The sequence below is a fragment of the Actinotalea solisilvae genome (assembly GCF_016464425.1).
In the GTDB taxonomy this organism is placed as follows: Bacteria; Actinomycetota; Actinomycetes; order Actinomycetales; family Cellulomonadaceae; genus Actinotalea; species Actinotalea solisilvae.
In genome coordinates this window covers 1-14,034 of record NZ_JADDKQ010000013.1, presented here as the reverse complement: position 1 = coordinate 14,034, position 14,034 = coordinate 1, and the positions used below count along the sequence as shown (strand labels likewise).

Below are 14,034 nucleotides of genomic sequence, written 5' to 3'. Positions count from 1 at the left end.
CCGGCCCGGCGCGCGCGCGCCACTACGCTGGCGGCCATGACCGACGACCTCCGCCTCTTCACGTCCGAGTCCGTGACCGAGGGCCACCCGGACAAGGTGTGCGACCAGATCTCCGACGGCATCCTCGACGCGATGCTCGCGCAGGACCCGACGGCCCGGGTGGCGGTCGAGACGATGGTCACCACCGGCCTGGTGCACGTCGCGGGAGAGGTCACGACCGAGGCGTACGTCGAGATCCCCCAGGTCGTCCGCGAGGTGCTCAACCGGATCGGCTACACGTCCTCGACCATCGGCTTCGACGCGCACTCGTGCGGCGTCTCGGTGTCGATCGGCCAGCAGTCGCCCGACATCGCGGCCGGCGTGGACAAGGCGTGGGAGCTGCGCCAGGACGCGACGGCCGACGCGTTCGACCCGTTCGAGGCGCAGGGCGCGGGCGACCAGGGCCTCATGTTCGGCTACGCGAGCGACGACACGCCCTCGCTCATGCCCCTGCCGATCTGGCTCGCGCACCGCCTCGCGGAGCGCCTGGCCATGGTGCGCAAGGAGGGCACGCTGGACTACCTGCGGCCCGACGGCAAGACGCAGGTCACCATCGGCTACGACGGCGACCGCCCCGTGCGGCTCGACACCGTCGTCCTGTCGACGCAGCACGACCCGGGCATCTCGCTCGACGCGACGCTCGCGCCCGAGGTCGCCGAGCACGTGGTCCTCCCCGTCCTCGAGGAGCTCGAGCTCGACACGGTCGGCCACCGTCTGCTCATCAACCCCACCGGCCAGTTCGTCATCGGCGGCCCCCAGGGCGACGCCGGCCTCACGGGCCGCAAGATCATCGTCGACACGTACGGCGGCATGGCTCGCCACGGCGGCGGCGCCTTCTCGGGTAAGGACCCGTCGAAGGTCGACCGCTCGGCGGCGTACGCGATGCGGTGGGTCGCCAAGAACGTCGTCGCCGCGGGGCTCGCGCGCCGCTGCGAGGTGCAGGTCGCGTACGCGATCGGCGCGTCCCACCCCGTCGGCCTCTACGTCGAGACGTTCGGCACCGAGACGGTCCCGCTCGGCCGCCTCACGGCCGCGATCCGCGAGGTGTTCGACCTCCGGCCCGCCGCGATCGTGCGCGACCTCGACCTGCTGCGCCCGATCTACTCGCGCACGGCCGCCTACGGGCACTTCGGCCGCGAGCTCGCCGACTTCACGTGGGAGCGCACGGACCGCGTGCTCGACCTGCACGCCGCGCTGTCCTGACCCGGCGTGCCCCGAGGCGACCCTGGGGACGACGCCCGCGTGACGGTGCGGGATGAGGGAATGAGCGGCGTGGCGGACGAGGGCGCGGGTGAGGCGGCGGTCCAGCTGACCCTCGCCGGGCTCCCGGCGCCGCGTCGGCCGCGCCGCCGCGCGCCCGGGGCCGTCGCGGCCGAGCGCCCCGTGGCCCTCGTCGCGGTCGACCGGCCGCAGCCGCACCTCGACCGGTTCTTCGAGTACGCGGTCCCCGAGGCGTCGTCGGCGGCCGCGCAGCCCGGGACGCGCGTGCGCGTCCGGTTCGCGGGTCAGGACGTCGACGGCTACGTCGTGGACCGGCGCGACGAGGCCGAGCACGACGGCGAGCTCGCGCCCCTGCGCCGGGTCGTCTCGCCCGAGGTCGTGCTCACGCCCGCGGTGCTCGCCGCGGCGACGGGGGTCGCGCGTCGCTACGCGGGCACGCTCGCCGACGTGCTGCGCCTCGCGGTCCCGCCGCGGCACGCGCGCGTCGAGCAGGAGGAGTGGGCGTCCCCGTCCGTCCCGCCCGAGGACCCGGGCGCCGCGGCGGCGCCGGGCGGCTCGCCCGCGACGGCTCCGCCGGAGCCCGACGTGGCCGGGGCCGCGTGGGCGGACCTGCCGGGGGGAGCGGCCTTCCTCCGCCGCACCGCCGCCGGCGAGTCGCCCCACGCCGTCTGGCAGGCGCTGCCCTCGCCGGACGGCACCGGGTGGACACGGGACGTCGCGCGCGCCGTCGTGGCCGCGCGCGCGGGCGGGCGCGGGTCGCTCGTCGTCGTGCCGTCGGCGGCCGAGGTGGCGCTCGTCGAGGACGCGCTCGAGCGCGCGGGCGTCGGCGCGTGGGTGCCCGGTCTGCAGGGCGGCCGCGTCCGGCTGGTCGCCGACGACGGCCCCGCGGCGCGGTACCGGGCCTTCCTCGCGGTGAGCCGCGGCCGGGCCGACGTCGTCGTGGGGACGCGCGCCGCGGCGTTCGCGCCGGTCGCGCGCCTGGGGCTCGCGGTCTGCTGGGACGACGCGGACGCGCTGCACGCCGAGCCGCGCGCCCCCTACCCGCACGCGCGCGAGGTGCTCGCGCTGCGCGCGTCGCACGAGGGCGCCGCGCTGCTGGTCGGCGGCTACGTGCGGTCGGTCCAGGCGCACCGCTGGGTGGCGGCGGGCACGGCGCACGCTCTCGTGCCCCACCGGGACGCCGTGCGCCGGGCCGCGCCGCGCGTGACGGCGCTGACGTCGGTCGAGCTCGCGCGCGAGGGCCCGGCCGCGGCGGCGCGGCTGCCCGCACCCGCGTGGCGCGCGGTCACCGAGGGCCTCGCGGCCGGCCCGGTGCTCGTCCAGGTGCCGCGCGCCGGGTACGTCCCCGCCGTGGCGTGCGGCACCTGCCGCGCCCCGGCGCGGTGCACGCACTGCAGCGGGCCGCTCGAGCTCACCGGGCCGACGGCGCCTCCGCGGTGCCGGTGGTGCGGTCGACTCGCGACCGCGTGGCGCTGCCCGGCCTGCTCCGGCACGACGCTGCGCTCCGTGCGGGTCGGGAGCGGACGCACCGCCGAGGAGCTGGGCCGCGCCTTCCCCGGCGTCCCCGTGCGCGTGTCCGGCGCCGCGACCGGCGTGCTGGCGCAGGTCCCCGACCGGCCGGCGCTCGTCGTCGCGACGCCGGGCGCTGAGCCGCGCGCGGCGGGCGGCTACGCGGCCGCCGTCCTCCTCGACGCCGCCGTCGTGACGTCGCGCGCCGGGCTCGAGGTCGCGGTCGACGCGCTGCGCACCTGGATGGGCGCGGCGGCGCTCGTGCGACCCGCCGGTGAGGGCGGCCGCGTGCTCCTCGTCGGCGACGCCGCGCCGCAGCCGAGCCAGGCCCTCGTCCGCTGGGACCCGGCCCACCTCGCCGAGCGCGAGCTCGTCGAGCGCGCCGAGCTCGGCCTCCCGCCCGCGGTCCACATGGTCGCGCTCGAGGGACCGCGCGACGCCGTCGAGGCCCTGCTCGCGCGGCTCGCGCTGCCCGACGGCGCCGTCGTCCTCGGCCCGCTCGCGGTCGAGGGCGCCGCGCCCGCGGAGGCCGTGCTGGACCCGGAGACCCGGCGGCCCGTGCGCGCCCTCGTGCGCTCGCCGTGGCCCGTCGCGGCCCGCACGACGGCCGCGGTCGCCGCGGCCGTCGCCACCCGGAGCGCACGCCGCGAGGCCGGCCCGGTCCGCGTCGTCGCCGAACCCCTGGAGGTCGTGTGACCGTCGACGCCGTCCTGTTCGACCTCGGCCAGGTCCTCGTGCGGTGGGACCCGTGGCTGCCGTTCCGCGGCCGCCACCCCGAGGCCGACGTCCGCCGGTTCTTCGACGAGGTCGACTTCGCGGCCTTCAACCACCGCCAGGACGCCGGGCGGCCCTGGGCCGAGGCGCGCGCGGAGCTGGAGGCGACCCACCCGCAGCACGTGGGACTGCTCGACGTGTACGTCGAGCACTTCGCGGAGGCCGTCCCCGGCCCGGTCGAGGGCGCCGACGCGCTCGTCGACGACCTGCGCGCCGCGGGCGTGCGCGTGCTCGGCCTCACCAACTGGTCGGCCGAGACGTTCCACGTCGCGCCCACGACCGCGCCCGTCGTCGGCCGCCTCGAGGACGTGCTCGTCTCGGGCCGCGAGGGCCTCGCCAAGCCCGACCCGCGGATCTTCGGGCTCGCGACGCGGCGCTTCGGGCTCGACCCCGCGCGGACGCTCTTCACCGACGACGCGCCGGTCAACGTCGACGCGGCGGCCCGGGCCGGGTTCCGCACCGAACTGTTCACGTCGCACGACGCGCTGCGCGGCACGCTGCGCGCGCTCGGCGTCGAGGTGCCCGCGTCGCCGCGGGCACCCGGCACCTGAGCCGGGGCGGCGGGCCCCGGGCCCGACCCTAGGATCGGGGGATGCGTCTGCTCTTCGCCGGCACCCCCGCGGTCGCCCTGCCGGCCCTGGACGCGCTCCTCGCCTCCCGGCACGAGGTCGTCGCGGTGCTCACGCGCCCGGACGCCCCGGCCGGACGCGGGCGGCGCCTCCAGCCCAGCCTCGTCAAGGTCCGGGCCCTCGAGGCCGGGCTGCCGGTCCTCGAGGCGTCCTCGTTGCGTGACGACGGCGTGCGCGCGGCGATCGCCGCGACCCGGCCGGACTGCGCGCCCGTGGTCGCGTACGGCGCCCTCCTGCCGCCCGCGGTGCTCGACGTCCCCCGCCACGGCTGGGTGAACCTGCACTTCTCGCTCCTGCCCGCGTGGCGTGGCGCCGCGCCGGTGCAGCACGCCGTCCTGCACGGCGACGAGGTCACGGGCGCGACGACCTTCCGGATCGACGCGGGCCTGGACACCGGGCCCGTGCTCGGGACGCTCACGGAGACGGTCCGGCCGCGCGACACGTCGGGCGACCTGCTCGAGCGGCTCGCGACGGCCGGGGCGGGCCTCCTGGTCGCGACCCTCGACGGGCTCGAGGACGGCGCCGTCGTCGGCGTGCCGCAGCCCGCGGACGGCGTCAGCCACGCGCCGCGCCTGGGCACCGAGGACGCGCGCGTGCGCTGGGAGCACCCCGCGGTGGCGACGGACCGGCGGGTGCGCGCTGTCACGCCCGCCCCCGGCGCGTGGACGACGCTCCCGGGCGGCGACCGCCTGCGCCTCGGGCCCGTCCGGCTGCACGCCGACGTCACCGACCTGGCCCCGGGCCAGGTCGCCGTGGGCCGGCAGGACGTGCTCGTCGGCACGGGCACCCACGCCGTGCGCCTCGGCGAGGTGGCGCCCGCGGGCCGGCGGCCGATGGCGGCGGCCGACTGGGCCCGCGGGTCGCGCGACCTCGACGGCGCGACGCTGGGGGAGCGGTGAGCGACCGGCACGGCCGGGCGGGCCGGCGCGGCGAGGGCGGGCCGGGCGGCGAGGGACGCCGCGAGGACGCCCGCGGCACGGGTCCGCGCGGCCGCGACCAGGGACGCCCGCCCCGGGACGAGGGGCGCGACGCGGCCGGTCGTCAGCGGGGTCGCGCGCGGCTCACGGGCGACGTCGCCCGCGGGGCCCAGGCACCCGCGGAGCGCGCGAGGACGGGTGACGCGGCGCGGCTCGCGGCGTTCGACGTGCTGCGCGAGGTCGCGGAGTCCGACGCGTACGCCAACCTCGTGCTGCCGCCCCTCCTGCGCCAGCGGGGGATCCGCGGCCGGGACGCGGCCTTCGCGACCGAGCTCGCGTACGGGACGCTGCGCCTGCAGGGCCGGTACGACGCCGTCGTCGAGATCGCCGCGAGGCGGCCGACGACGGCGATCGACCCGCCCGTGCTCGACGCGCTGCGCCTCGGTGTGCACCAGCTCCTCGGGATGCGCGTCCCCGCGCACGCGGCGGTCTCCATGACGGTCGGCCTCGTGCGCGGACGCATCGGCGCCGGGCCGGCCCAGTTCGCGAACGCCGTGCTCCGGCAGGTGTCGACCGCCCCGCTCGACCTGTGGCTCGACCGGGTCGCCGAGGCGGCGGGGGCCGACCCCCTCGACCGCGCCGCGGTGGTCCACAGCCACCCGGGGTGGGTCGTGCGGGCGCTGCGGCAGGCGCTCGTGGCCGACGCGCGCGACGGGTCCGAGCTCGACGCGCTGCTCGAGGCCGACAACGCCGCGCCCGCCGTGACGCTCGTCGCCCGCCCCGGGCTCGCGGACCGGTCGGCGCTCCTCGAGGCCGCGCCCTCCGCGGCACCGGGCCGGTGGGCGCCGACGGCGGTCGTGCTCGCGGGCGGCGACCCGGCGGACGTGCCGGGTGTCCGCGAGGGTCGAGCGGGCGTCCAGGACGAGGGCAGCCAGCTCGTCGCGCTCGCCCTGGCCGCGGCCGAGGTCGCGGGCGAGGACGCGCGGTGGCTCGACCTGTGCGCGGGTCCCGGCGGGAAGTCCGCGCTCCTCGGCGCCCTCGCCGCGGGCCGGGGGGCGACGCTCGTCGCCAACGAGGTCCAGCCGCACCGCGCGGGACTCGTGCGCGCGGCGGTCGCCGCGCTGCCGGAGGGCGTGGTCGAGGTGCGCTGCGCGGACGGCCGGACCGTGGGTGCGCAGGAGCCGGCGTCGTACGACCGCGTGCTCGTCGACGCACCGTGCACCGGCCTCGGCGCGCTGCGGCGGCGGCCCGAGGCGCGGTGGCGGCGCGCGCCCGCCGACATCGGCCCGCTCACCGAGCTCCAGCGCCGGCTCCTGGCGTCGGCGCTGGACGCGGTGCGCCCCGGGGGCGTCGTCGCGTACGTGACGTGCTCGCCGCACGTCGCCGAGACGCAGCTCGTCGTCACGGACGTGCTGCGCCGTCGCGACGACGTCGAGCAGCTGGACGCGCGCGAGGCGGTGCGCGCCGTGGTCGGCGGGCCGATCGAGCTGGGGCCCGGCCCGTGGGTCCAGCTCTGGCCCCACGTGCACGGCACCGACGCGATGCACCTCGCGCTGCTGCGCCGCACCTGAGCCGCGCACGCTGCGCCAGACTGTCGGCATGGACGTCCTCATCTCGCCCAGCATCCTGTCGGCCGACTTCGCGAACCTCGAGCGGGACCTCGGCCGGGTCGCGACCGCCGACATGGTCCACGTCGACGTCATGGACCAGCACTTCGTGCCGAACCTCACGCTCGGCCTGCCGGTGGTCGAGCGGCTCGTGCAGGTGTCGCCCGTGCCCGTGGACACCCACCTCATGATCGAGGACCCGGACCGCTGGGCGCCCGGGTTCGCCGAGGCGGGCGCCGCCTCGGTGACCTTCCACGCCGAGGCCGCGCGCGCCCCCGTGCGCCTCGCCCGCGAGCTGCGGCGCCTCGGCGCGCGCGCCGGGCTCGCGCTGCGACCCGCCACCCCGGTCGAGCCGTTCGTCGACCTGCTGCCCGAGGTCGACATGGTGCTCGTCATGACCGTCGAGCCCGGGTTCGGCGGCCAGTCGTTCCTCGACGTGACGCTGCCGAAGATCCGCCGGGCGCGCCGCGCGGTCGAGGAGGCGGGCCTCGACGTCTGGGTCGAGGTCGACGGCGGGATCTCCACCGAGACCGTCGAGCGCGCGGCCGAGGCGGGGGCGAACGTCTTCGTCGCCGGATCGGCCGTCTACGGTGCCGACGACGCGGCCGTGGCGATCGACGACCTGCGGCGCCTCGCCGCCGCCGCGCACCGGCACGCCTGACCGCCCCAGGCCCTCCGCGGGCGCCTGCGAGGACGCTCCGCTCCCTGTGGCACACTGGCGGCCGAACACGTACGTGCTCCGGGGTCGGTGAAAGTCCGAGCCGGCGGTGACAGTCCGCGACCCGTCCACGACCGTGCCGGCACCTCGGTGCCGGGACGAGCGGGGACGGTTGACCTGGTGGAACTCCAGGACCGACGGTGAAAGTCCGGATGGGAGGAAGCACGTGGCGTCGGCGACGGCACACGACGGTGCCGCCGTGACGTCCTCGCGACCCGTCGCGCACCCCCGGAGCTGAGCGCTCGAGGGAGGTGACCGTGACCGCACCGACGACGGCCGCGCCGACCCCGCCCGGGGCCAGCCCCGCCGAGCTCGCCGCGATGGACCGCGCCCTCGAGCTCGCCGCCGGCGGGCCCGCCCACGGGCCCAACCCGCGCGTCGGCGCCGTGCTGCTCGCGCCCGACGGGCGCACGCTCGGCGAGGGCCGCCACGAGGGGGCGGGGACGCCGCACGCAGAGGCGGCCGCGGTCGCCACGGCCCGGGCCGCGGGCGAGGACCTCCGCGGGGCGACGGCGGTCGTGACCCTCGAGCCGTGCGCGCACACGGGGCGGACCTCGCCGTGCGCGGCGCTCCTGATCGAGCACGGGATCGCGCGCGTCGTGCACGCGGTGGACGACCCGAACCCTGCGGCGGCCGGCGGGGGCGCCGCCCTCCGGGCCGCGGGCGTCGACGTCGTCGGCGGCGTGCGGGAGGACGCGGGGGAGGCGCTGCTGCGCGTGTGGCTGCACGCCGTGCGCACCGGCCGGCCCTTCGTCACGCTCAAGCTCGCGACGACGCTCGACGGGCGCGTCGCCGCCGCGGACGGCTCGAGCCGGTGGATCACGTCCGACGAGGCCCGCGCGCACGCGCACGCGCTGCGCGGCGAGGTCGACGCCATCGCGGTCGGCACCGGGACCGTGCTCGCCGACGACCCCGCGCTCACGGCACGCACGGCCGACGGCGACCTCGCGGCCCACCAGCCCCTGCGCGTCGTCGTCGGGTCGACGCCCGTGCCCGACGGGGCGCGCCTGCGCGGGCCGGGCGGGCCGCTCGTCGTCGAGCCCACGCGCGACCTCGCCGCCGTCCTGGCGCGGCTCGCCGAGCGCGAGGTCCGCCACCTGCTCGTGGAGGGCGGCCCGACGCTCGCCGCCGCGTTCCTGCGCGTGGGCCTCGTCGACGAGGTGCACGCCTACCTCGCACCCGTCCTGCTGGGCGCCGGCCCCGCCGCCGTCGCCGACCTGGGCATCGCCTCGATCGACGACGCGTTCCGGCTGCGGCCGAGGTCGCTGCGCGTGCTCGGCCCCGACGTCCTGCTCGTGGCCGACGTCCGGCACCCGCTGGACGACCGGCCCGCGCCCCACGACCAGGCCGCGCCCCAGCACCAGCCCGTGCCCCAGCACCAGCCCGTGCCCCACCACCAGCGCACCCCCCACGAGGAGAGCTAGATGTTCACCGGGATCGTCGAGGAGATCGGCACGGTCGTCGCGGTCGACCGCGGCGGGCAGGACGCGCGCCTCACGCTGCGCGGCGCCGTCGTCACCCAGGGCACGCGTCTGGGCGACTCGATCGCCGTCGACGGGGTCTGCCTCACGGTCACCGACCTCGACGGCGACGCGTTCGGCGTCGACGCCATGCCGGAGACCCTCGCGCGCAGCACGCTCGGAGGGCTCGTCCCCGGGGCCGCCGTGAACCTCGAGCGCGCCGTGCGCGCGGACGGCCGGCTCGACGGGCACCTCGTCCAGGGCCACGTGGACGGCACGGGCACCCTGCTCTCGCGCGCGCCGGGGCCGCGCTGGGACGACCTGCGGTTCGCGCTCCCGGCCGGGCTCGCGCGCTACGTCGCGGAGAAGGGCTCGATCGCCGTGGGCGGCGTCTCGCTCACGGTGACGGGCGTGGACGACGCCTCGTTCGGCGTCTCGCTCATCCCCACGACGCTCGCCGCGACGACGCTCGGCGCGCTCGTGCCCGGGGACACCGTCAACCTCGAGGTGGACGTCGTCGCCAAGTACGTGGAGCGGCTGCTGGGCGGCCGCGCCGGGGGACCCGCGTGATCCGGCTGGGCACGGTCGAGGAGGCTCTGGCCGAGCTGCGGCGCGGCCGACCCGTGCTCGTCGCCGACTCCCCGGACCGCGAGAACGAGGCCGACGTCGTGCTCGCGGCGCAGTCCGCGACGCCCGAGTGGGTCGCGTGGACGATCCGGCACTCGTCGGGCTACCTGTGCGCGCCGATGCCCGCGGCCCGCGCCGACGCGCTCGAGCTCCCGCTCATGGTGCCGCACAGCCAGGACCCGCGGCGCACGGCCTACACCGTCACCGTCGACGCCGCCGACGGCGTCACGACGGGCATCTCGGCCGCCGACCGCGCGCACACGCTGCGCGTCCTCGCCGACCCGGCGGCCGGGCCGCAGAGCGTCATCCGGCCCGGCCACGTGCTCCCGCTCCGCGCCGTGCCGGGCGGCGTCCTGCACCGCGGCGGGCACACCGAGGCCGCCGTCGACCTGTGCCGCCTCGCCGGGCTCGAGCCGGTCGCCGGCATCGCGGAGCTCGTGCACGACGACGGCACGATGATGCGTCTCGACGACGCGGCCGCCCTCGCGGCGACCGAGGGCCTCGTCCTGCTGACGATCCAGGACCTCGTCGCCTGGCGCCGCGAGCACGACGACGCCGTGCCCGACGCCGCGCCGCCCCGTGCCCGCGTGCACGCGACGGGGACGGCGCGCCTGCCCACGCGCCACGGCGTCTTCCACGTGCACGGCTACCGCGACCTCAGCACCGGCGCGGGGCACGTCGCGCTCGTGCCGGCCGAGGTCGCCGACGCGGCGCCCGTGCCGGCCGTCCGGGTCCACTCCGAGTGCCTCACGGGCGACGCCTTCGGCTCGCTGCGGTGCGACTGTGGCCCCCAGCTCGACGCGGCGCTCGAGCGCGTCGCGCACGAGGGCGGTGCGGTCGTGTACCTGCGCGGGCACGAGGGCCGCGGCATCGGGCTGCTCGCGAAGATCGAGGCGTACGCGCTCCAGGACGAGGGCCGCGACACGGTCGAGGCGAACCTCGAGCTCGGCCTGCCCGCTGACCGCCGCGAGTACGGCGCGGCCGCGGCCGTGCTCGCCGACCTCGGCCTGGCGCGCGTGCGCCTGCTGACCAACAACCCCGCGAAGGTCACGGGCCTCGAGGCCCACGGCGTCGTCGTCGACGAGGTGGTCCCGCTCGAGGTGGGACGCACCGTCGAGAACGCCGCGTACCTGCGCACCAAGGCGGTGGCGATGGGCCACCTGCTCACCCACCACGGCACCCCCGAGGAGGACCCGCGATGAGCGGAGCCGGCGCACCACGACTCACCCTGGACGGCACGGGCCTGCGCGTCACCGTCGTCGCCGCGAGCTGGCACACCGAGGTCATGGACGGGCTCGTCGCCGGCGCGCAGCGTGCGCTGGCGGCCGCGAACGTCACGGACGTGCGCCTGCTGCGCGTCCCGGGGTCGTTCGAGCTGCCGGTCGCCGCGGGCCGCGTCGCGCGCACGGGCGTCGACGCCGTCGTCGCCCTCGGCGTCGTCATCCGCGGGGGCACCCCCCACTTCGACTACGTCTGCTCGGCGGCCACGCAGGGCCTCACGGACGTCGCCGTGCGCACGGGCGTCCCGGTCGGCTTCGGCCTGCTGACGTGCGACGACGAGGCCCAGGCGCTCGACCGCGCGGGCCTGCCGGGCTCGAGCGAGGACAAGGGTGCCGAGGCCGCCGAGGCCGCGGTCGCGACGGTGCTCGCGCTGCGGGGCCTGTGATGCTCGACTGGCTCTTCGACGCCCAGCTCTCGGTCGCCGGCCACCCCATCCTCTGGCGCGAGGTGATCGGCAACCTCTTCGGGCTCGCGTCGGCCGTGGGCGGGATGCGCCGGCGCGTGTGGGCGTGGCCCGTGGGGATCGTCGGCAACGTGCTCCTGTTCACGGTGTTCCTCGGCGGGGTCTTCGACACGCCGCAGGCGAAGGACCTCTACGGCCAGGCGGGCCGCCAGGTCTTCTTCGTGGTCGTCGCCGTGTACGGCTGGGTGCGCTGGCGCCAGGCCCAGGGCGAGGGCGACGGGCCGGCCATCGTCCCGACCTGGGCGGGCACGCGCGGACGGCTCCAGCTGCTCGTGGGCGCCGCCGTGGGCACGGTGGTCTTCGCGCTCGTCTTCGGCGCGCTGGGCTCGTGGGGCCCGTGGGCCGACGCGTGGATCTTCACGGGGAGCCTGCTCGCGACGTACGGCATGGCGCGCGGGTGGACCGAGTTCTGGCTCGTGTGGATCGCGGTCGACGTCGTCGGCGTGCCCCTGCTGCTCCAGGCGGGGTACTACCCGTCGGCGGTCCTCTACGCGGTCTACGGCGGGGTCGTGCTCTACGGGTTCACCGTGTGGTTGCGCGCGCAGCGGGCGGGCCGGCCCGAGGCGGTCACCGCGTCGGCGGGCGCGGGCACGCTCGGGGTGGACGGCCCGGCCCCCGACCGCGAGGGCGTCTAGGCTCTGGCGTCGTGAAGACGTTCGACTCCCTGTTCTCCGAGCTCGCCGAGAAGGCGACCACCCGTCCGGCGGGCTCCGGCACCGTCGCCGAGCTCGACGCCGGGGTCCACGCCATCGGCAAGAAGATCGTCGAGGAGGCCGCCGAGGTGTGGATGGCCGCCGAGCACGAGGGCGCCGAGCGCACCGCGGAGGAGATCTCCCAGCTGCTCTACCACCTGCAGGTGCTCATGATCGCCCGCGGGCTCACGCTCGAGGACGTGTACGCCCACCTCTGAGCCGCGCCCCGCTGCGCGCCCTGCACGCACCCACGCCACGACCCGAACGAAGGACCCCGTGCTCCGCATCGCCGTCCCCAACAAGGGCTCGCTCTCCGAGCCCGCCGCCGAGATGCTCCGCGAGGCGGGCTACCGCCAGCGGCGCGACTCCCGCGAGCTCGTGCTGCCCGACCCGGACAACGACGTCGAGTTCTTCTTCCTGCGCCCGCGCGACATCGCGGTGTACGTGGGTGCGGGCACGGTCGACGTCGGCGTGACCGGCCGCGACCTGCTGCTCGACTCGGCGTCGCCCGCGGTCGAGCACCTGCCGCTCGGCTTCGCGCGCTCGACCTTCCGCTTCGCCGCGCCGGCGACCGAGGGACCCTCGGGCGTGCGCGACGTCGCCGGCCGGCGCGTGGCGTCGTCCTACCCCGTGCTCGTCGCGGCCCACCTGCGGGCGCACGGCGTCCAGGCGCGCGAGATCGTGCGGCTCGACGGCGCTGTCGAGACCGCGATCCAGCTGGGTGTGGCCGACGTCATCGCCGACGTCGTCGAGACCGGCACCACCCTGCGGGCCGCGGGCCTCGAGGTGTTCGGCGACCCGATCCTGCGCTCGGAGGCGGTGCTCGTGCGCCGCAGCGACGTCGACGAGCCCGCGGGGCTCGACGTCCTCACCCGGCGCCTGCAGGGCGTGCTCACCGCGCGCCAGTACGTGCTCATGGACTACGACGTGCCCCTGCACCTCGTCGAGCAGGCGGTCGCGATCACGCCCGGCCTGGAGTCGCCGACCGTGTCCCCGCTGCACAACCGCGAGTGGGCGGCCGTGCGCGCGATGGTCCGGCGCGACGAGACGAACCGCGTCATGGACGCCCTGTACGACGTCGGCGCGCGCGCGATCCTCGTGACGTCGATCCACGCCTGCCGGCTCTGACCGTGCCCGCGCCGACGCCCGACGGACCGCGCGCCGGGGACGAGCTGCACCGACCGTTCCGCCCGCGCGCGGCGCGGGTCGTCTCGCTCGTCCTGGGTGCGCTCGTGCTGGCGCTGATGATCGGCATCGCGGTGCTGCTCCCGCGCGTCGCGCCCGACCGCCAGTCGCCGCTCGACCTCGTCGGCATCGTGGGGTTCGGTGCGCTCGTCGCCTGGTTCCTGTGGCGCCAGGCGAGCGTCCGCGCGGTGCCGGACGCCGAGGGCGTCACGGTGCGCAACCTCCTCCTCACGCGCCGCGTCACCTGGGCCGAGGTCGTGTCCGTGCGCTTCGGCCACGGCCGGCCGTGGGTGCAGCTCGACCTGGCCGACGGCGACACGCTCGCCGTCATGGGCGTGCAGCGGGCCGACGGCCCGCGCGCCGACGCCGAGGCGCGGCGCATGGCGACGCTCGTCGCCCTGCACTCGCCGACCGCGCGCGACGACTGACGGCGCCCGCCGCCCGCCGGACCGCGCACGACGACGGCCGCGCCCTCCCGGACGCGGCCGTCGTCGTGAGAGCGGACGTCAGCCGCGGGTGATCGCGACGACGCTGCCGTCGGTGAAGAGGTTGCCCGTCACCGTCGAGATGGACGACGTGGTGAGCGGCATCGAGATCGCGCAGCGCGAGCGGACCATGTTGAGCCCGAAGGTGCTGTCGGTGATGCGCAGGCCGTTGACCGGCCCGTAGCTCTTCTCGGCCACGTTGATGGTGCACGCCCCGTTGTCGACGCGGTTGCCGCTGAACGTGAAGTTGGCGACCCTGCCGGCGTCCTGGGTGATCATCACGGCCGCGTTGTGGGTGTCCTCGAGGACCGAGTTGCGGATGGTGATGTTGGTGCCGGCCTGGATCTGGACGTTGTCGTCGTGGGTGGGGGTGTTCCCGTAGTTGGGGTCCTGGAGGTAGTAGAGGTTGTCGTGCAGCCAGGAGTTC

General features: G+C 77.4%; 15 protein-coding genes and 1 riboswitch. Of the genes, 14 read left to right on the top strand and 1 reads right to left on the bottom strand.

Annotated features, from left to right (window positions below; translation table 11 throughout):
* Positions 1 to 36: 36 nt before the first annotated feature.
* From metK to JIG38_RS11825, 14 genes are all read left to right on the top strand, one after another.
* On the top strand, positions 37 to 1,242 hold the full coding sequence (gene metK / locus JIG38_RS11890) for a methionine adenosyltransferase (RefSeq protein WP_199424037.1): 1,206 nt from the start codon (positions 37 to 39) through the stop codon (positions 1,240 to 1,242).
* A 60-nt stretch (positions 1,243 to 1,302) separates the two neighbouring features.
* Positions 1,303 to 3,465 (top strand): primosomal protein N' family DNA-binding protein, encoded by a 2,163-nt coding sequence (locus tag JIG38_RS11885; RefSeq protein WP_199424036.1) that lies wholly within the window; start codon positions 1,303 to 1,305, stop codon positions 3,463 to 3,465.
* The gene (locus JIG38_RS11880; RefSeq protein ID WP_199424035.1) at positions 3,462 to 4,094 is read left to right on the top strand and encodes an HAD family hydrolase; all 633 of its coding nucleotides are present in this window, start codon (positions 3,462 to 3,464) and stop codon (positions 4,092 to 4,094) included. Before JIG38_RS11885 ends, JIG38_RS11880 begins: the two co-directional genes overlap by 4 nt.
* Before the next feature lie 41 nt (positions 4,095 to 4,135).
* Positions 4,136 to 5,071 (top strand): methionyl-tRNA formyltransferase, encoded by a 936-nt coding sequence (gene fmt, locus JIG38_RS11875; RefSeq protein ID WP_199424034.1) that lies wholly within the window; start codon positions 4,136 to 4,138, stop codon positions 5,069 to 5,071.
* The gene (locus JIG38_RS11870; protein ID WP_199424033.1) at positions 5,068 to 6,660 is read left to right on the top strand and encodes an RsmB/NOP family class I SAM-dependent RNA methyltransferase; all 1,593 of its coding nucleotides are present in this window, start codon (positions 5,068 to 5,070) and stop codon (positions 6,658 to 6,660) included. The genes fmt and JIG38_RS11870 overlap by 4 nt, the downstream gene beginning before the upstream one ends.
* 28 nt (positions 6,661 to 6,688) lie before the next feature.
* On the top strand, positions 6,689 to 7,357 hold the full coding sequence (gene rpe / locus JIG38_RS11865) for a ribulose-phosphate 3-epimerase (protein WP_199424032.1): 669 nt from the start codon (positions 6,689 to 6,691) through the stop codon (positions 7,355 to 7,357).
* 70 nt (positions 7,358 to 7,427) lie between these two features.
* A riboswitch (FMN riboswitch) is annotated at positions 7,428 to 7,583 on the top strand.
* Positions 7,584 to 7,734: 151 nt separating this feature from the next.
* Entirely contained in the window at positions 7,735 to 8,838 is a 1,104-nt protein-coding gene (gene ribD, locus JIG38_RS11860; RefSeq protein WP_199424120.1) for a bifunctional diaminohydroxyphosphoribosylaminopyrimidine deaminase/5-amino-6-(5-phosphoribosylamino)uracil reductase RibD, read from the top strand.
* A complete protein-coding gene (locus JIG38_RS11855) occupies positions 8,839 to 9,444 on the top strand; it encodes a riboflavin synthase (RefSeq protein ID WP_199424031.1) in 606 nt (201 codons plus the stop codon).
* Positions 9,441 to 10,703, top strand: coding sequence for a GTP cyclohydrolase II (gene ribA, locus JIG38_RS11850; protein ID WP_199424030.1), 1,263 nt, complete (start codon positions 9,441 to 9,443; stop codon positions 10,701 to 10,703). The genes JIG38_RS11855 and ribA overlap by 4 nt, the downstream gene beginning before the upstream one ends.
* A complete protein-coding gene (gene ribH / locus JIG38_RS11845; RefSeq protein ID WP_199424029.1) occupies positions 10,700 to 11,167 on the top strand; it encodes a 6,7-dimethyl-8-ribityllumazine synthase in 468 nt (155 codons plus the stop codon). The genes ribA and ribH overlap by 4 nt, the downstream gene beginning before the upstream one ends.
* Positions 11,167 to 11,880 (top strand): nicotinamide riboside transporter PnuC, encoded by a 714-nt coding sequence (pnuC, locus tag JIG38_RS11840; RefSeq protein ID WP_199424028.1) that lies wholly within the window; start codon positions 11,167 to 11,169, stop codon positions 11,878 to 11,880. The genes ribH and pnuC overlap by 1 nt, the downstream gene beginning before the upstream one ends.
* A gap of 11 nt (positions 11,881 to 11,891) precedes the next feature.
* On the top strand, positions 11,892 to 12,155 hold the full coding sequence (locus JIG38_RS11835; RefSeq protein WP_199424027.1) for a phosphoribosyl-ATP diphosphatase: 264 nt from the start codon (positions 11,892 to 11,894) through the stop codon (positions 12,153 to 12,155).
* A gap of 58 nt (positions 12,156 to 12,213) precedes the next feature.
* Complete coding sequence (gene hisG / locus JIG38_RS11830) at positions 12,214 to 13,065, top strand: ATP phosphoribosyltransferase (protein ID WP_199424026.1); 852 nt, start codon at positions 12,214 to 12,216, stop codon at positions 13,063 to 13,065.
* A 2-nt stretch (positions 13,066 to 13,067) separates the two neighbouring features.
* Complete coding sequence (locus JIG38_RS11825; RefSeq protein WP_307844855.1) at positions 13,068 to 13,550, top strand: PH domain-containing protein; 483 nt, start codon at positions 13,068 to 13,070, stop codon at positions 13,548 to 13,550.
* A 78-nt stretch (positions 13,551 to 13,628) separates the two neighbouring features.
* Here the strand turns inward: JIG38_RS11825 and JIG38_RS11820 are convergent.
* Positions 13,629 to 14,034: hypothetical protein (locus tag JIG38_RS11820; RefSeq protein WP_199424025.1), on the bottom strand; the 406-nt coding region annotated here is incomplete at its 5' end.

Coding starts and splice junctions, on each gene's coding strand:
- fmt (WP_199424034.1), top strand. CDS start 4,136: ATGCGTCTGCTCTTCGCCGGCACCCCCGCGGTCGCCCTGCCGGCCCTG.
- ribD (WP_199424120.1), top strand. CDS start 7,735: ATGGACCGCGCCCTCGAGCTCGCCGCCGGCGGGCCCGCCCACGGGCCC.
- ribH (WP_199424029.1), top strand. CDS start 10,700: ATGAGCGGAGCCGGCGCACCACGACTCACCCTGGACGGCACGGGCCTG.
- JIG38_RS11885 (WP_199424036.1), top strand. CDS start 1,303: ATGAGCGGCGTGGCGGACGAGGGCGCGGGTGAGGCGGCGGTCCAGCTG.
- rpe (WP_199424032.1), top strand. CDS start 6,689: ATGGACGTCCTCATCTCGCCCAGCATCCTGTCGGCCGACTTCGCGAAC.
- metK (WP_199424037.1), top strand. CDS start 37: ATGACCGACGACCTCCGCCTCTTCACGTCCGAGTCCGTGACCGAGGGC.
- JIG38_RS11855 (WP_199424031.1), top strand. CDS start 8,839: ATGTTCACCGGGATCGTCGAGGAGATCGGCACGGTCGTCGCGGTCGAC.
- pnuC (WP_199424028.1), top strand. CDS start 11,167: ATGCTCGACTGGCTCTTCGACGCCCAGCTCTCGGTCGCCGGCCACCCC.